The sequence below is a fragment of the Cobetia sp. cqz5-12 genome, from assembly GCF_016495405.1.
GTDB lineage: Bacteria > Pseudomonadota > Gammaproteobacteria > Pseudomonadales > Halomonadaceae > Cobetia.
In genome coordinates this window covers 3,428,057-3,444,765 of sequence record NZ_CP044522.1, presented here as the reverse complement: position 1 = coordinate 3,444,765, position 16,709 = coordinate 3,428,057, and the positions used below count along the sequence as shown (strand labels likewise).

Annotated in this window: 13 protein-coding genes; 8 read left to right on the top strand and 5 right to left on the bottom strand. The window is 64.9% G+C overall.

Annotated features, from left to right (window positions below; translation table 11 throughout):
• Window positions 1–136 precede the first annotated feature (136 nt).
• A complete protein-coding gene (locus tag F8A90_RS14350) occupies window positions 137–982 on the bottom strand; it encodes a zinc-dependent peptidase (RefSeq protein WP_200017555.1) in 846 nt (281 codons plus the stop codon).
• Window positions 983–986: 4 nt separating this feature from the next.
• On the bottom strand, window positions 987–2,546 hold the full coding sequence (locus F8A90_RS14345) for a carbon-nitrogen hydrolase family protein (protein ID WP_166020011.1): 1,560 nt from the start codon (window positions 2,544–2,546) through the stop codon (window positions 987–989).
• A gap of 357 nt (window positions 2,547–2,903) precedes the next feature.
• On the opposite strand from F8A90_RS14345, the gene F8A90_RS14340 reads away from it, so the two are divergent.
• Together F8A90_RS14340 and F8A90_RS14335 are read left to right on the top strand one after the other, a co-directional pair.
• Window positions 2,904–3,623 carry a glutathione S-transferase N-terminal domain-containing protein gene (locus F8A90_RS14340; RefSeq protein WP_166020010.1) on the top strand — a complete coding sequence of 240 codons (720 nt, stop codon included), beginning with the start codon at window positions 2,904–2,906 and terminating at the stop codon, window positions 3,621–3,623.
• A gap of 86 nt (window positions 3,624–3,709) precedes the next feature.
• Window positions 3,710–4,399, top strand: coding sequence for a glutathione S-transferase C-terminal domain-containing protein (locus F8A90_RS14335; RefSeq protein WP_200017554.1), 690 nt, complete (start codon window positions 3,710–3,712; stop codon window positions 4,397–4,399).
• A 116-nt stretch (window positions 4,400–4,515) separates the two neighbouring features.
• Here the strand turns inward: F8A90_RS14335 and F8A90_RS14330 are convergent, their stop codons facing one another.
• The gene (locus tag F8A90_RS14330) at window positions 4,516–5,430 is read right to left on the bottom strand and encodes a LysR family transcriptional regulator (protein ID WP_200017553.1); all 915 of its coding nucleotides are present in this window, start codon (window positions 5,428–5,430) and stop codon (window positions 4,516–4,518) included.
• Window positions 5,431–6,024: 594 nt separating this feature from the next.
• On the opposite strand from F8A90_RS14330, the gene modA reads away from it, so the two are divergent.
• From modA to F8A90_RS14310, 4 genes are all read left to right on the top strand, one after another.
• On the top strand, window positions 6,025–6,825 hold the full coding sequence (modA, locus tag F8A90_RS14325; RefSeq protein ID WP_200017552.1) for a molybdate ABC transporter substrate-binding protein: 801 nt from the start codon (window positions 6,025–6,027) through the stop codon (window positions 6,823–6,825).
• A gap of 173 nt (window positions 6,826–6,998) precedes the next feature.
• Window positions 6,999–7,691 (top strand): molybdate ABC transporter permease subunit, encoded by a 693-nt coding sequence (gene modB / locus F8A90_RS14320; protein WP_166020006.1) that lies wholly within the window; start codon window positions 6,999–7,001, stop codon window positions 7,689–7,691.
• A complete protein-coding gene (gene modC, locus F8A90_RS14315; protein WP_200017551.1) occupies window positions 7,684–8,895 on the top strand; it encodes a molybdenum ABC transporter ATP-binding protein in 1,212 nt (403 codons plus the stop codon). Before modB ends, modC begins: the two co-directional genes overlap by 8 nt.
• A gap of 62 nt (window positions 8,896–8,957) precedes the next feature.
• Window positions 8,958–9,773 (top strand): MOSC domain-containing protein, encoded by an 816-nt coding sequence (locus tag F8A90_RS14310; protein ID WP_200017550.1) that lies wholly within the window; start codon window positions 8,958–8,960, stop codon window positions 9,771–9,773.
• A 125-nt stretch (window positions 9,774–9,898) separates the two neighbouring features.
• Here F8A90_RS14310 and F8A90_RS14305 read toward each other — a convergent pair whose 3' ends face one another.
• Together F8A90_RS14305 and F8A90_RS14300 are read right to left on the bottom strand one after the other, a co-directional pair.
• Window positions 9,899–10,873 carry a histone deacetylase family protein gene (locus F8A90_RS14305; RefSeq protein WP_233593346.1) on the bottom strand — a complete coding sequence of 325 codons (975 nt, stop codon included), beginning with the start codon at window positions 10,871–10,873 and terminating at the stop codon, window positions 9,899–9,901.
• Window positions 10,857–12,995: an alkaline phosphatase D family protein gene (locus tag F8A90_RS14300; protein WP_200017549.1), complete on the bottom strand. Its 2,139-nt coding sequence runs from the start codon at window positions 12,993–12,995 to the stop codon at window positions 10,857–10,859. Before F8A90_RS14300 ends, F8A90_RS14305 begins: the two co-directional genes overlap by 17 nt.
• A gap of 246 nt (window positions 12,996–13,241) precedes the next feature.
• Here F8A90_RS14300 and F8A90_RS14295 point away from each other — a divergent pair, with 246 nt between their 5' ends.
• Window positions 13,242–13,898 carry an oxidoreductase gene (locus tag F8A90_RS14295; protein ID WP_233593345.1) on the top strand — a complete coding sequence of 219 codons (657 nt, stop codon included), beginning with the start codon at window positions 13,242–13,244 and terminating at the stop codon, window positions 13,896–13,898.
• Between the two features lie 51 nt (window positions 13,899–13,949).
• Complete coding sequence (locus F8A90_RS14290) at window positions 13,950–16,688, top strand: ATP-binding protein (RefSeq protein WP_200017548.1); 2,739 nt, start codon at window positions 13,950–13,952, stop codon at window positions 16,686–16,688.
• The last annotated feature ends 21 nt before the right edge of the window (window positions 16,689–16,709 follow it).

The window sequence follows — 16,709 nt, the reverse complement described above, 5'->3', positions numbered from 1 at the left end:
TCTGAATGATATACCGTTAGCTTGAGGAGGTGCCCGGTGTGGTGAGCGGCCGCTATCTCTTCTCTCTCCTCTCTCGCGATTTCCTCGCCTTGCTGGCGCCTTGTCTGGCTAGTGTGGTCAGGCCTGACAGGCGTAGTCAGTCGGAAGGCGGTGGGCAACGCGCCAATGGCGACTGCTGGAAGAAGCGCTCCAGCAGGGCATATAGCGCCGGATAGGCCGTATTGAGCTCATCCGGTGCCGTGAAGAAATACTCGCAGCAGACGGCGAAGCACTCGGCAGGGTGGCTGGCGGCGTAGTCATCGATGGGCGTCGGCTCACCGCGTGACAGGCGCGCGTTCAGGTCATCCCACACGGCAGTGAAGGTGGTATGCCACTCCGCCGCGCTGATATGGCGCGGCAGGGGCGGAAAGCCATCGGCATCGGTGGCGTTGGCCATGTCGAGCTTGTGAGCGAATTCATGGATCACCACGTTGAAGCCGCTCCAGTCACCACTGGCGGCCAGGTCTTGCCGGGTGACCACCACCGGTCCCTGATACCAGGTCTCGCCGGCACGGGTGTCCTCGAAGACATGCACCACACCGGCGTCATCCATCTCTTCCACCTCACGGCGGATGGCCTGCAGCGGCAGCATGATCTCGTGTACGCGAACGCCGGCGTCCTGCCAGCGCTCGGCATGCGCCCAGCCGTTGAGTAGCAGCATTGCCTGGGCGGCCAGTGCCAGCGCCTCGACCTCTTCGAGAGGTTCGGCGCTGGTCAGCTTCCAGTCGCTCAGCTGATGGCGAGCGCGCCGTTCAAGACGCGCCAATGCCTCGGCGTCGAGCCCATCGAGAATCGGCAGGCGCTCACGGACTGCCTGCCACGCATCATCCTGCGCTGTCTCGCCATCTGGCGATGCGGTCGAGACAGCGCCGGCGTCGGGGGCTGCGCTGTCACGGCCGTGGCGATTGGAGCGCTGCCACAGCCGTTGCCACCAGTGCGTCATCGGCTCAGTCCTGACGGCTGCCGGACTTCCACGACCAGTCACGCAGACGCAGCTCGAAGAGGTCCTTGCGGCGATCCTTAAGATTGGTCACCGAGCCTTCGCTGCGCACGACCTTGAGACGCTCCAGATCGAGATCCGAGAACATGATCATCTCGGTGTTCGGCGTGGTTTCGGCCATCACCGCATCATGCGGGAAGGAGAAGTCCGAGGGCGAGAACACCGCTGACTGGGCGTACTGGATGTCGAGGCTCTCGATGGACGGCAGGTTGCCGACGCTGCCGCAGACCACCACGTAGCATTCGTTCTCGATGGCACGCGCCTGGGCGCAGTTGCGCACGCGCAGGTAGCTGTTCTTGGTGTCGGTCCAGAACGGCACCATCAGGATGTCCATGTCCTGATCGGCCAGCAGACGCGACAGCTCCGGGAATTCCACGTCGTAGCAGATCAGCATGCCGATGCGTCCGGCGTCGGTCTCGAACACGGCCAGCTCGTCACCGCCCTTGATGATCCAGTCGCGGCGCTCCTGCGGCGTGATGTGCAGCTTGGCCTGACGGTCGATCTCGCCATCGCGGTGACACAGATAGGTGACGTTGTAGAGCTCGTTGTCGTCACCGATCTCGACCATGGAACCGGCCACGATGTTGATGTTGTAGGCCACCGCCATGCGCGAGATTTCCTGCTTGAAGCGCTCGGTGAAGCCGGCGAGGTAGCGGATGCAGCGCACCGGGTCGCTCTGGTCTTCCAGAAGGCCGATCAGCGGCGTGTTGAACAGTTCCGGGAAGACGGCGAAGTCACTCTGGTAATCCGACAGGGCATCGACGTAGTACTCGACCTGTTGCAGCACGGATTCGACGCTGTCGAACTTGCGCATCTGCCACTGCACGGCGCCGACGCGAATCATCGTCTTGCGACTTTCCAGCACGCGCTCGACGGGCTCGAACAGGATGTTGCTCCACTCCAGCAGCGTGGCGTAGCCCTGGGAATCCTCGTCTTCGGGCAGGTACTGGCGCAGCAGGCGCTTGACCAGAAAGCCGTTGGCCAGCTGGAACGACAGGATGGGGTCATGGATCTCGCGACGCTCCACCTTGTCGATGTACTCGGAGGGCGAGAGCTCGGCGGCATATTCGTGGTACTGGGGAATGCGTCCACCGGCCAGAATCGAGCGCAGATTCATCGAGCGGCACAGCTCCTTGCGCGCCTCGTACAGACGGCGACCGAGGCGATAGCCGCGGTAGTCGACGTCGATCAGCACATCCAGACCGTAAAGCGCATCGCCATCCTCCTTGTTGAGGATGATCTCGCGCTGACCGATCAGGTCGTCGTACTTGTGCGGGTTGGAGAAGGCGTCGTAATCCACCAGCGCCGTCAGGGCGACACCGACCAGCCTGTCGCCATCCTCGATCACGATCTGGCCATCGGGGAATTCGGCGATCAGACGGTTGATGGTGTGCTCAGGCCAGGCACCACCGATGTCGTCGTAGATGCCGTCCATCAGGCGCTTGAGCTGGGGGTAGTCCGATTCCTGCAGGTTGCGCAGGTTCAGGTGCAGGTCTTCGACGGACATCGAGACTCCTTGGAAATAATGAAAGAGGGGATCAGGGCAGGAAGTGGCTGGCGCGAAAGTGATAGACCCCATTATTCGCGCTGTCGAGGCCGGGTGTCATCAATATCCTTTGGTCAATGTCCGGCCCTGGTCACGCAACCCTCCTCAATGGGTCCAACCTCGCGTCACTGCAAGGGCCGGCGCGCCTTGGCGCCCTGAATGGCGCTCGGTGCGATATTGAACGAATGCTCATTTTGCTTGCATTTGCGCGGCACAACGTCCAAAACATTGCCAGGGGCAGGACGCGCGCAGCGAAGTCATGCCGTTTACATCAAGCCTCAATGACAACAGGCCTCAATGACAACCAAGGAGTCCCGCATGACCCCAGTCCTCTATGAATTGCGTGGCCGTGATGACCGCCTGCGTTTCTCACCGTTCTGCTGGCGCGCACGTCTGGCCCTGGCGCACAAGGGCATCGAGGCAGAACTCGTGCCGATGCTGTTCACCGACAAGAGCCCGATCGACTTCTGCGATTCCACCACGGTGCCGGTGCTCAAGGATGCGCACGGCGTGGCGATGGACAGCTATGACATTTTCAAGCATCTGGACGCGCATTATCCGAACGCCGGCAATGGCCCGCTGATCGGTGACGCCCAGGCGCAGGCGCGTCTGAATTTCGTCAAGGTCTATGCCGAGCAGGTCATGGCCGTCGGTTTCTTCCGCCTGGTGGCGCTGGATCTGGTGCAGGCCATTCACCCGGATGACCGCGAGTACTTCCAGAGCGCCCGTGAAGCCCGCTTCGGCATGTCCTTCGAGGAGTTCCATAACGTCGAGATCGCGCGCGGCATTCTCGACAGCGCCTTCAAGCCGCTGCGTGGCCTGCTCGCCAATCAGCCTTTCATGGATGGTGATGCCCCGGCGGCGGCAGATTACCTGATCTTCGGTTTCTTCATCTGGGCGCATATCGTCTCTGACACCTCGCCCTTCGGCGAGACGGAAGACCCCAGTGATCCGCTGGTGCAGTGGCGCGAGCGCATGATGGATCTCTACGACGGCATGGCGCGCAAGGCGCCACGTGCCAGCGAGATTGCGCAGTAGTCTCGCATCGGAGATGACCTTTCTCATGGCCCGAACGCTGAAGGGCGTTCGGGCCATGTCGTGCTGTTCCAGACAAGGAGCCCATGATGATCGATCTGTATTACTGGACCACGCCCAACGGCCACAAGATCACGATCTTTCTGGAGGAAGCCGGACTCGAGTACCGTCTCATTCCGGTGAACATCAGCAAGGGCGAGCAGTTCGCGCCGGAGTTTCTGGCCATCTCGCCCAACAATCGCATGCCGGCGATCGTCGACCATGCGCCTGCTGATGGCGGTGAGCCGATCTCGGTGTTCGAGTCCGGCGCGATTCTGGAGTACCTGGCCGACAAATGCGGCAAGTTCCTGCCGCGCGAGACGCGCGCGCGTAATGATGTGCTGCAGTGGTTGCACTGGCAGATGGGCGGCCTGGGGCCGATGCTCGGTCAGGTGCACCACTTCAAGCACTACGCGCCAGAACCGGTGGAGTACGCCATCGAGCGCTATCACAAGGAAGGCGAGCGCCTCTACGGCGTGCTGGAGCGCCAGCTTGCGGGGCGTGACTTCGTGGCGGGGGGCGAGTTGAGCATCGCCGACATGGCCATCTGGCCATGGCTGAAGGCCGAGAAGCAGGAGATCGATCTGGCCCGCTTCCCGGCGGTCGCCGCCTATCGCGCCCGCATCGCCGAGCGTGACGGCGTCAAGCGGGCGATGGCACGTATCGATGACATCAATCCGGCCGCCAATGTGGCGATGGATGATGAGGCGCGCCGTCATCTGTTCGGTCAGCAATCCTGACAGGCAGTCAATGGCGGGCAGCCAGTGTTGATGTGAGCTGTGAAACTGAGACGTCGTGAAACCGGGACGTCGTGAAGCCACCGCTCAACGGCCTGAGGCGCTGTCAGGCCGACAGGTCAGCGGGTCCAGTCCGTCGGCACACGACGGCGGATATGGTCGAGCAGCGCGCCGAGCTTGCGCGGCGGGTGGCCGAAGGGATAGTGCAGGCTGACCGGAATCGATGGCCCCTTCCAGTCGGGCAGACAGGCCTCGAACTGTCCCGGGTGCGCCTTCGCCCGAGTGCGCACGTGGTAGTCCGGCAGCAGGCCGATACCGGCGCCATGCGCGATGTGGTCGGCGTGCACCACCACGTTGTCGACCGTGAAGCGTGATGGCGGCAGGCTCAGGCGATACTCGCCTTCCTCGGGGTGGTTGAGCACCAGGTTGGGGTGATGGCGATCGATCAGATTGACCCAGTCATGGGAGGTCAGCTCGCTGGGGTGCTGCGGATGGCCATGCTGGCGCAGATAGCTGGGGTGGGCATAGAGATGCTGCTGCTGTTGCCCCAGTATCTCCTCGCGCAGCCCGGTGTCCTTGACCGGACCTTCCCATAGCCACAGCATCACCTGGTCGTCATCACGTGACGGCGGCAGGTGGTTGGCGGTCAGGGTCAGACGGATGCCCGGATACTCTTCGATGAAGTCGGTCAGCACACGATTGAACCAGCCACGCAGGAAGTGCGGATGCGCGCTGACGGTGATATCACCGCTGATCTCCTCGCGCAGTTCATCCAGTGCGATCTGCGAGCGCTCGCCCAGTGACAGCATCTGCTGGCAGTACTGATAGAACAGCGTGCCGGCCTCGGTGGGAATCAGGCGGTTGGCCTGGCGATGCAGCAGTGGCTGGCCGAGTTGATGTTCGAGATGACTGATCCGGCGGCTGAGCGTGGACTTGGAGATACCGAGATGCTCGGCTCCAGCGCCCAGATTGCCGTAGCGCATGATGGCATCGAAGGCACTGAGGCCCTGAAATTCGTCAAGTACTGGAGGCATGACTTGGTGGCACCCGCCGCTGTTGTCTGCCGTTGAAGCGGCAAATAGCGTGAAAGAAAGCATGAAAGCAGGAATCGCGTCGTTGCCGGGGTGTGGGCCAGCGTCTCCCTGCCATTTTGGCCAGCATTGTAGCCGATCTGGGCGAATGAATGGCATACATGTGAGTGATTCGCGTTTGCTTGTAGCTGGATGCGGCGAAACATTCGCCAGCCGGCGGCCGTCGTTGACCAGCGCGTGGCTGATGACAGGCGGATGCTGACAGGCAATCAGCGAGCCTCATGCCGCTGGCGTTCGACATTCAGGGTCGACGGTTTCCGCGCCCTGCGCGGCAATTGCGCCCACATGAGATGCACATGGCGAGCGAGCGCGGCATCATGGCGAGCTCAATGCGCGGCGGGCCTCGTCGCTGCGTTTCCCTGTTCAAGGACCCTGTAGATGTCATTCGCTACCCGCTTGCGCGCCCGGGCCGCCTTGCTTGCCTCTCCGCTTCGGCTTGCGTCATCAGTGCCGACTCCTTCATCAACGCTATCTCCTTCATCAGCGCTATCTCCTTCATCAGCGCTGTTGAGGGGCGCCAGCCTGGCGACCCCGTTGATGCTGGCACTGCTGGCCGCGCCGGTTCAGGCAGACGAGCGCCCCCAGATCCGTGTCATGGCCGCCGCCTCGCTGCATGATGCGCTGGATGCCATCGAGGCGCGCTACGAGCGTCTCGCCGACGTGGACATCCAGCCGGTCTACGCCTCCTCCTCGACCCTGGCGCGTCAGCTGGCCAATGGTGCCCCGGCGCAGCTGTATCTGTCGGCCAATGAGCGCTGGATGGACTGGCTGGAGCAGCAGGCCGGCATCGTCGTCACCGGCCGTCACGACCTGCTGGGCAACCGTCTCGCGCTGGTCGCGCCTGGCCCCAGCCAGCTGGACGCCAGTGTCAGCAATGCCGAGGACGTCACCGATGTGGTCGAGCGCCTCGCCGCCACCGGCAACAACACTCGCCTGGCCGTCGGCGACCCCGACCACGTGCCCGCGGGCATCTATGCGCGTCAGTCGCTTCAAGCGCTGGGGCAGTGGCAGACGCTGCGCTCGCGTCTGGCCAGCGCCGAGGACGTGCGCGCCGCGCTGGCGCTGGTCGAGCATGGTGAGGCCCCGCTGGGGATCGTCTATGCCACCGACGCCGCCATCAGCCATCGGGTGCATCAGATCGGCCTGCTGCCGGACAGCAGCCATGACCCCATCCACTATCCTGCCGCCTTGATCAGTCGTGGCGGTGATGCGCCGTCGTCACAGGCCGAGGCCTTCTCGGCCTGGCTCTCCAGCAACGAGGCCGGTGCCATCTTCCATCGCTTCGGCTTCAGCACGCTCGCCCATCAGGCTCCTGCTGCGCAGCATGACGGCGACTAGCCGCTGGCTCAGCGTCGAGGCGCTCGCGGCACACGCTGGCATGTCATCGACAAGATGAGGCCGCTACACTGGAAGCCTGCTGTCACATCGGCGTGATCAAGGAGGGCAGGGCTGTCTGCCGGCGCCTCTGGTCACGCCATGTGTGAGAACCTGTCTTCGTCTGAGGAAGATCCATGCTGAGTGCGCTGGAATGGGAAGCCCTGAGCCTGAGCCTCAAGGTGGCTTGCGTCGCGGTCGGCCTGAGCCTGATTCCCGGTTTTGCGGCGGCCTGGTGGCTGGCGCGACGTGAGTTTCGTGGCAAGGCGCTGGTCGATGGTCTGCTGCATCTGCCGCTGGTGTTGCCGCCTGTGGTGGTCGGGTATCTGTTGCTTGTCACCTTCGGGCGCAATGGCGCCATCGGCCAATGGCTGGCCAAGATCGATATCGTGCTGCCCTTCACCTGGCAGGGCGCGGCCCTGGCGGCGGCGGTAATGGCCTTTCCGCTGATGGTGCGCGCGATGCGCCTGTCGCTGGAGGCCATTGACCCGGGCCTGGAGGCCGCGGCCCGCACCCTGGGGGCCAACCCGCTGCGCGTGCTGTTCACGGTGACCATGCCGCTGGCGCTGCCGGGCATTCTCACCGGCGGCATGCTGGCCTTCGCGCGTGCGCTGTCGGAGTTCGGTGCCACCATCACCTTCGCCGCCAATATCCCCGGCGAGACCCGCACGTTGCCGTTGGCGCTCTATACCTTGATCCAGACCCCGGGCCAGGAAGGCGCCGCGGCCAGGCTGTGCGCCATCGCCGTGGTCATCGCGATGCTGTCACTGCTGGCCTCCGAATGGTTGGCACGGCGCGCGCGACTGCGCATGGAGGGGCGTGATGCTTGATTTCCACCTCCATCGTCAGCAGGGCGCCTTCACGCTGGATGCCACGCTCAAGGTGCCGGCGCGCGGCGTCACGGCGCTCTTCGGGCGCTCCGGCAGCGGCAAGACCACCATCCTGCGCCTGATCGCAGGCCTCGAACGTCCCGACCATGGCCATCTGCGCCTGGATGGCGAGTGCCTGACGGGCGGCGAGAATGATATCTTCGTGCCGGCGCATCGTCGCAGGCTCGGGGTCGTCTTCCAAGAGCCGCGCCTGTTTCCGCACTACAGCGTGCGCGGCAACCTCCGCTACGGCATGCCGCGTGCCCTGACGCCCGCCCAGCGCCAACAGAATCAGTCACGTCTGCATGAGATGGTGACGCTGCTGGGCATCGAGGACCTGCTGTCGCGCATGCCCGGCCAGCTCTCCGGTGGCGAGGCGCGACGTGTCGCGATCGGCCGCGCCCTGCTGTCAAGCCCGCGCATGCTGTTGCTGGATGAGCCGCTGACCGGCCTCGACGGTGCACGCAAGCAGGAGCTGCTGCACTACATCGCGCGGCTGGCGCGCGAGATCGAGATACCGATCCTGTTCGTCAGTCATGATACCCGCGAGCTGTTCGCGGTCGCTGACCGCCTGGCGCTGGTGGACAACGGCCGCATCACGGCCAGCGGCGAGATCGGTGACATGCTGTCACGGTTGGACCTGGCACCCCAGACAGGCCGCTTCGAAGCAGGCTCGCTGCTGACCGCCGAGGTGCTGTCGCATGATGATGACTGGCAGCTGACGCGTCTGGGACTGGGCGCCGGGTTGAGTCTCAAGCTGGCGCGGCTGGCGATGCCGGTGGGGCGTCGTGTGCGGTTGCGACTGCGGGCGCGTGACATCAGCATCGCGCTGGAGACGCCGACCCACACCAGCCTGCGCAATGCCTTGCCGGCCGTGATCCACGAGATCGAGAGCGAGCGTGGCCATGCCAGCGCCGAGCTGGTGCTGGGTATCGCTGGCCAGCGGGTGAGGGCGCGAGTCGACCGTCTGGTGTGTCAGGAGCTGGGCCTCAAGGTGGGACTGGGCGTCAAGGCGCTGATCTCCAGCGTGGCGCTCTCGGGCCCCGACGTGATCAGTCTGGACGCCATGGATGACGATATTCCCGTGATGGATGCGGCACAGACACATGCGGCACAGGCAAATGCGACGCAAAATGATGCAGGCTCTACTTCATCTGCGAGCTGATGCCGCTCGGTTGCACCCTACGCTGACTTGTCAAATTGATGGATTCTGGAAAGGAACTTCTCATGCAGTTGACCCACCTGTGGCGGTATCCCCTCAAATCCGGCGCCGCTGAAGCGCTGGAGGCAGTGACGCTCGGTGAGGAAGGTCTCACGCAGGACCGCCGCTTCGTGGTGGTCGCGGCGCGGGGCAAGTTCGTCACCGCGCGCACCCATCCGCAGATGCAGCGACTGGCCTTGCGCGAAGACGCCAGTGGCCAGTGGCGACTGTGGCATCTGGACCGTCCCGAACTCGGCAGCATCAGCTTTGCCACCAATGAACAGAGCGAGCGTCTCGATATCCAGGTCTGGGCGGATCAGTTCAGTGCCTTGAGTGTCAGTGCCGAGGCGGACGCCTGGTTGAGCGAACAGCTCGGCATGCCGGTGCGTCTGTGCTGGTTGGGTGAGCGCTCCGAGCGCTATCGTGAGGTCATCGGGCAGCGTGTGAGTGCCGCCGACGGCTTCCCGCTGCTGCTGGCCAACGAGGCCTCGCTGGAAGCGCTGAATCGTGAGACGCCGACGGCGGATCATGGCATGGATCAGTTCCGGCCCAATCTGGTGATCAGTGGTGCCCAGGCCTGGGCCGAGGATGGCTGGCAGGAAGTGATGATCGGCGATGTGCGTTTCCGCCTAGTGTCGTCCTGTACGCGGTGCGCGATGGTCAATGTCGATCCGGCCACCGGCGAGAAGCGTGGCGACAGGGAGCCGCTCAAGACACTGGCGCGGGTGCGCCGTTTCGAGGATGGTCAGGTGCACTTCGGTTACAACCTGGTGGCGGTGGAGCCGAACCGGCATCAGACCTTGCGTGTCGGCGATCCTGTCGAGGTCATGGCTTTCAAGTGATGCCACGGCCGCAACCCGAATGCCCGCCATCATCGATGGCGGGCGTTTGGGTTCAAGGGGCGTTTGGGCTCAAGGGATGCTTGGCAAGACAGTTGGCGAGGCGGTAGGCAAGACAGTAAGCAAGCTCAGCCCGGCGGCCCGAACAGGGCAGGCTGACCATGTGCCTCACGCCAGACATCCAGTGCCGCACGGTGCAGCTGGCTGTGGCGCCATGCCAGCGCCTCGATATCGCGGTCATAGCCGCCGCCGATCACGCAGGCGACGGCGGCGCCCGCCGCGCGACAGCGCTGGATGACATGCCGCTCGCGCCGGTAGAGGCCGCGGTCGCTCAGTGCCAGATGGCCGAGCCTGTCCGCGGCATGCGGATCGACACCGGCATCGAAGATCACCAGCTCCGGGCGTACCCGCGCCAGCACCTCCTCGAGCGTACGCTCCAGCACCGCCAGATAGTCCTCATCCCCCATGCCCCTGGGCAAGGGCACGTCCAGATCACTTTGCTGCTTGCGCGCCGGGAAGTTGCTCTCGGCATGCAGTGAGAGCGTGAAGACCCGTGGCTCATCAGCGAAGATCAACGCCGTGCCGTCGCCCTGATGGACGTCGAGATCGACGATCAGCACCCGCGTCACGCCGTCGTCCAGCGCCTGATGCGCCGCCACACCGATGTCGTTGAGCAGGCAATAACCGCTGGCGGCCTCCGGGTGGGCGTGATGGGTGCCGCCCGCGGTGTTGCAGGCCAGCCCGCGTGTGAGCGCTTCGCGCACGGTGGTCATGGTGCCACCCACCGCCAGCACGCTGCGCTCGCGCAGTGCCTCGCTCCATACGAAACCGCTGCGCCGCTGGGCCTGATGACCCAAGGTGCCAGTGAGAAATTCATGCACGTAGCGGCGGGTGTGCACGCTCAGCAGGTCGTCTTCCTCGGCGGGCTGGGGTGTCACCCAGTCGACGGCCGAGGCGCAATCAACCAGCTGGCGGTCCAGCAGCCGCTTGAGCACGCTGAACTTGTCCATCGGAAAGGGATGCTTCTCGGGCAGCGCGATCCGATAGCCGGGATGGTGAATCAGCGCCAGCGGCGGGCAGTGGGCATCAGCGACGGGGCACAAAGTGCACCTCCTGCCCGTCGGTGGTCAGCTGGCGGATGGCGGTGGGGCGGCCGTCGCTGTCCAGGTCGACCAGCCCGATGCCGCAGGCGTTCAGCAGGCGTTCGCCCTGGCTGGCCGCATCGTGGCGGCGCGGTGTGACGCGCATGTTGCGCCGGCGTGTCAGCAGATTGAGCGGCGAGCGCGGGGCGTACAGCCAGCGATTGAGGCGATCGAGCACATCCAGCAGGCCGACCGGGAAGCGATTGCGGATGCCGCTGCTGGTGATCTGCCAGATGTTCGGGCTCGAACGGCGATGCTTGAGGCGCACGTCGTAGGCGAAGGAGTAGTGCACATCGCCGGAAAGGATCACGAAGTTCTGCGGCGTGCGCGAGTGGCGAAAGATGTTGAGCATCACGCTGGCGGCGCCGCGATGCGCCATCCAGTTCTCGGCATCGACCATCAACGGCTTGCCCGCCAGCGTGAACAGCTTCTGGATGCTCTCGATCAGCTTGACGCCGAACATCGGCGCCGGGGATACCAGCACCACGGCGGGATGGCCGACCAGCCGTTGCTGTAGCTCGCTCAGTGCCTCCCAGTCCATCAGCCCCGAGGGATGCGAAAGCTTGCGCTCGCTGCGCCAGCGGCGGGTGCGCGTATCGGCCACGATCAGTGGCGGCGTGGTATCGAGCTGATAGTCCCAGCTCTCGCAGCGATGCAGGTGGGCGATCAATGCCTCCTGACGCTCGACATTGAAATGGCCGTCGGCGGCCTTGTCAGTGCCAGTCAGGGCATGAGTGAACAGTTCCCGAGTCTCCTCCAGCAGCTCCGCCAGTGGCTCCGGTCCGTTGCCCGCGGCCTGGCACAGCAGGTAGCCGGTCAGGGCGTTGCCGATGATGCGGCGCGAGAAGGGGTGGCCATAGGCGGCTTCCTCCCAGGCGGCGCTGAGGTTCCAGTCATCGGTGACATCGTGGTCATCGAAGATCATCAGACTGGGCACATTGGCCAGCAGGCGGCGTACCTGACCGAGGCCGCCACAGAAGCGCCGCAGATGGTGGGCCTCGGTGGCATGGCGCTGGCGAGTGGCGTCGTCATGGCCCTCGAGCGCCGAGGGGTCTTCCAGTGTGATACCCAGCGCCTCCCACGGCACGTCAGACCACACCAGCAGGTACATGGCAATGACTTCCGACAGGCCGATCAGATGGTTGTCGGCACCGGTGGAGGTGAAGATGGGCTTGCGCTTGGCACCGAAGAAGCTGGCGGCCACGCCTTCGTTGGCCGGCATGTCCGGCAGCAGCTGCGGGCGGTGGTAGAGGTGTGAGGGGTGCTGGCGCAGCTCGCGAGTGTCGGAGACCTCGGCCTCCATCAGCGTCTCCTCCGGCAGACCCAGCCCCGCGATCAGCTGATCGATCGCGCCCAGCATCGGCCCCGCGACATCGTCGGCGTAGATCTGATCGCCGGTGAACAACATCACTTCCGGCCACTTGGCGACGGTGTGGCGACGCTCGCTCAACCAGCGATCCAGCGCCACCAGCCCATCTCCACCGGGGCCCTTTGGCGGCGTCTCAAGGCGGTCGGTCGACGCAGCATCTTCCGCACTCTGCTGCGCCTGTTGCTCATCGTCACTCAAGCCGTGATGCGGCTTGCGGCAGCTGCCATGCGCGACACGCGTCAGGCGTGACGGCAGACGAAAGCGCGGCAGGCTTTCACCGGGATAGCAGATCTGTGGCGCCCAGTCGGCGATGCCCTGCCATTCGGGCGTGTCTGAGGATGCTGCTGCCGTTGTCGAGGATGGCTCCGCCAGGCCCAGCTCGTAGGCAATGGCGCAGTCGGCAGGCAAGGGTGTGCCGGGATGCGCTTCGATCAACAGCAGCCAGGCGTGCTCCCCCAGCGGCATCGCCAGATGCTCCGTCAGCCGACAGCTTTGTGCTGTCGGCAGGCCATCCTCACCTCGCGAAAGAGGCGTCGCGTCCTGTTCCGGCAGCAGCCACACCCGCGCCTGCTGTGGGCGAGAGGTCACCAGCCACAGCATCACGCCCTCGGCAGTGACACGGCGCAGTATCGGGCCTGCCAGCACGCGGGGCAGGGCAGCAGTCGGTGTGGGAGAGCCGTTGGCAGGCAGCGAGGCGGACGAAGTGGCAGACATGAAACAGGCTCGATGGCAGGTGGAGAGGGATAGCGGACAGCTGACGTTTCGCAAGCGATAGCGGAACAGGCGACGAACGGCAGCCAGGGGCGCAGGCCAGGGCCTGGGCCTGTGAGTGGCTCCGTGCGTTGACTGTGACAACTCGTCGTGGCGCGAGGTTCGCAGGCTCGCAAAGCATGCGCGAGCTAGCGTAAAGTTGGGCCCTTGAATGCACATGGCGTTCGCACAATAGCATGGGAAACCGGCATGAATGATTCATCGGCGAAGCGCCTCGTGAGCTCGTTGTCCAGGCCAGTCAAGCGCGCGCACGGTACGCGCAGCTCTGTCTGGCGCAAGGTCGCTCTGGCCGCAAGTCTGACAGCAGGCCTGGCCGCGAGCCTCGCAAGCCCTGTGGCCCTGGCCGCCGAGGCGCCTCTGGCGACAGGCGAGCGCCACGCGCTGGCGGCCAATGACTGCTTGCCTGTCCCCAGCGGGCCGGTGGTGTTGACGGTGGAGGGCGCTGTCAGCTGTGGCAATGCCGGTTCCCTGCAGGCTCCGCGGGCGCGTTTCGATCTGGCGATGCTCGAGGCCATGCCGTCGCGCGTGGTGGCCACCCACACCCCCTGGACCCAGGGGCGTGTCAGTTTCTCCGGCCCGCTGCTGCGAGAGCTGGTGGCGCGGGTGTCTGATGATGCCAGGGGGCTCAAGGTGCGGGCACTGAATGACTTCGTGGCCGAGATTCCCCTCAGCGACATCGAGGACTTCGATGTCCTGCTGGCGACGCGACGCGATGGCGAGCGCATGCCGGTGCGGGATCTCGGCCCCTTGTTCGTGCTGTATCCCTTCGATGCTCATCCGGAATTGCTCAATGAGCAGGTACGCTTTCGCAGTGTCTGGCAGGTCACCGGGCTGACGCTGGAGTAAGCGAGGGCTGGCGTCTAATCCCTCAGGCGCAAGATGACATGGAGTCATGCAGTGAATCAGTCGCCGGATGAAAGAACCCCGTTGTCAGGCACCGCTGCTGATCAGTGCTTTGCTGATCAGGGCATTGCCGCGTCGGGCGTGGCCGGAACCGACACTTCCCCCGCACGCTGGCCGCTGTGGCTGGGCATGGCGATCAGCATCCTGTGTCTGCTGGCTTCCATCGGCATCGGCGGCACCATCCTGCACAACCAGATCAGTCTGGAAGACCGCACCCGCGACGACGCCGTCTGGTCGATCTACAAGCTGGATCGCGAGGCGGTCAGCCTTTCCTCCTCGATAGCGCGCTTTCGCGTCGCCGGGCCAGATGACCGTGCCAGTATCTGGAATGAGGTACTGCAGAATTACGAGCTGCTCTACAGCCGCACCTATATCTTCCGGCGGGGGGATTTCCAGCGCCACCTGATGACCCTGCCGGCTGTGCCGCTGCTGGCCGATGAGTTGATGAGCCAGATCGAGTATCTCGATCTGCGGCTGGAAACGTGGCGGCATGGCCCGGTGTTCGAGGGCACGGGCCCGGTGCAGGGCGCCCAGGCTGGCGACGCTTCCGCAGACAATGACGCCGCACAGCGCTCCCGGGTGCCGGGGCCCGAGGGTCACGAGGCTGCGGAGTTCCAGCAGCTGAGCGATGCGTTGGCCGATACCACCCAGACGCTGTTGTTGCGGGTACGTGCACGTCTGGCCGAGGAGCTGGCCCACGAGCGTCAGAGCCGCGACAGCCTGGTGCAGCTGATGTTGCTGTTGCTGGCGCTGATGCTGCTGGCCACCTTGATGGTCTGCCGTCAGGTCTGGCTGCAGGCCCGCGGGCGTGAACAGGCCCGTCAGCAGATGTTGACGATGTCGTCGGCCCTCAAGCACGAGGCGGCGCGTGCCGAACAGGCCAGTCGCGCCAAGTCCGAGTTTCTGGCCACCATGAGCCACGAGATTCGCACTCCGCTCAATGGCGTGATCGGCATGAGCGAGCTGTTGCTGGCTGAACCGTTGCAGAGCAGTGCGCACCGCTATGCCAGCAGCCTGCGCGACAGCGGCGAAGTGTTGATGGGGCTGGTGGATGATGTCCTCGACTTCTCCAAGATCGAGGCCGGCAAGCTCAGCGTCGAGCGGCGTCCCTTCGAACTGCACACGGCCATCGATGGCGTGATCGACCTGCTGCTGCCGCAGATGGACAGCACGCGCATCGTCTTCGATGACCGCCGCTCCGCCCAGCTGCCCGAGCAGGTCATGGGCGATTCGGTGCGTCTGCGTCAGGTGCTGCTCAATCTGCTCTCCAATGCCTTCAAGTTCACCGAGCAGGGGCGTGTGTGTCTGCTGGTCGAGGCACTGCCGGCGGGGCGCGTTCGCTTCGAGGTCGATGACACCGGTATCGGGGTCAGTGAAGAGCAGGCCGCCCAGCTGTTCGAGCCCTTCACCCAGGGCGATGCCTCCACCGCGCGCCGCTTTGGCGGTACCGGGCTCGGGCTTTCGATCTCGCGGCGGCTGGTCGAGCTGATGGGCGGACGACTGGGTATCAAGCAACGCCCGGGCAAGGGCGCCTGCTTCTGGTTCGAGCTGCCGCTGCCACGCGCCGCGGCGCTCAAGCGACCGGCCTTCACGTCCGCGCCTCTGCCGCTCAGCCGTGGCGAGCATGTTCTGGTGGTCGACGACAATCACATCAATCGCGAAGTGGCCCACTCCATGCTCAGTGGCCTGGGCTACACGGTGACGACGGTCGACAGTGGCGAGGCGGCGCTGGCGTGGTATGCGCGCCAGCGCGATACGGTGCTGGTGCTGCTCGACCTGCGCATGCCGGGGCTGGATGGATTTGCGGTGGCGCGTCGCTGGCGCGCCATGGAGCACAGTGACAGGCGTGCGCCGAGCCTTATCGTCGCGATGACGGCCAACGTGGCGGCGGGGGAGCGTGCGCGCTGCCTCTCGGCGGGCATGAACGACTTCCTGTCCAAGCCCATCCGGCGTCAGCAGCTCGCCAGCATGCTGGCGCGCTGGCAGTCGGGTAGCCAGGACCTCGGCGAATGGCGCGTCAATGCCCTCGCCAGCACCCAGCCCTTCGACCCGATCAGCTATTCCCCTACCACTGAGCGACCGCCCCACTTCGAGGCACCGCCGGAAACCGATGAGGCACTCGCGCGTGCGGCGTCACTGGTGGCATCACTCGACTCCCCCGCTGCGCGGCGTCGCATGATCCATGAGGCCCAGGCGCGTGCCACTGAGGCCGAGGCTCAAGCTGAGAATGAGGCAGACAGGTTCAGTGAGCCGTCGGCGGCTGGCCCCATCAAGCGGTGTGAGCCTGAGGGCAAAGGCGAAAGCGAAGGCGAGAGTAAACGGGAAGGGGAAAAAGAGGGGCACATGAGCATGAATACAGGGGAGTCATGGACATCTGGCGGGTCAGCGGCGGAGCTTTCTCAGGCCGCGACGCCTGCGCTGCGGGATGAACTGGATGCCGACAGCATCGCGGCCCTCGAGGCGGCCTTCGAGAAGCAGCTCGAGCAGCAGTCCCAGCGCCTGTCGCGGGCGGTGGATCATATGGACCTGAAGCAGCTGCAGCATGAAGCCCACCTGCTCAAGGGCAGCGCCGCCACCCTAGATCATGACCTGCTGCGTGACGCCGCCCTGCAGCTGGAGCTGCTGCTGGCATCCGACACGCCGCGCACCCGCATCGAGGCCGCAGTGGCGGCGCTGCTGGCCGAGATTCGCGATCACCGCATCGCCCATGATGCCGGTCAGGCCTGCCGCTAGCTCAGTCTGGCGCTAGCTCAG

Coding starts and splice junctions, on each gene's coding strand:
- F8A90_RS14335 (WP_200017554.1), top strand. CDS start 3,710: ATGATCGATCTGTATTACTGGACCACGCCCAACGGCCACAAGATCACG.
- F8A90_RS14350 (WP_200017555.1), bottom strand. CDS start 982: ATGACGCACTGGTGGCAACGGCTGTGGCAGCGCTCCAATCGCCACGGC.
- F8A90_RS14295 (WP_233593345.1), top strand. CDS start 13,242: ATGAATGATTCATCGGCGAAGCGCCTCGTGAGCTCGTTGTCCAGGCCA.
- F8A90_RS14300 (WP_200017549.1), bottom strand. CDS start 12,995: ATGTCTGCCACTTCGTCCGCCTCGCTGCCTGCCAACGGCTCTCCCACA.
- F8A90_RS14340 (WP_166020010.1), top strand. CDS start 2,904: ATGACCCCAGTCCTCTATGAATTGCGTGGCCGTGATGACCGCCTGCGT.
- F8A90_RS14330 (WP_200017553.1), bottom strand. CDS start 5,430: ATGCCTCCAGTACTTGACGAATTTCAGGGCCTCAGTGCCTTCGATGCC.
- modA (WP_200017552.1), top strand. CDS start 6,025: ATGCTGGCACTGCTGGCCGCGCCGGTTCAGGCAGACGAGCGCCCCCAG.
- F8A90_RS14310 (WP_200017550.1), top strand. CDS start 8,958: ATGCAGTTGACCCACCTGTGGCGGTATCCCCTCAAATCCGGCGCCGCT.
- F8A90_RS14345 (WP_166020011.1), bottom strand. CDS start 2,546: ATGTCCGTCGAAGACCTGCACCTGAACCTGCGCAACCTGCAGGAATCG.
- modB (WP_166020006.1), top strand. CDS start 6,999: ATGCTGAGTGCGCTGGAATGGGAAGCCCTGAGCCTGAGCCTCAAGGTG.
- modC (WP_200017551.1), top strand. CDS start 7,684: ATGCTTGATTTCCACCTCCATCGTCAGCAGGGCGCCTTCACGCTGGAT.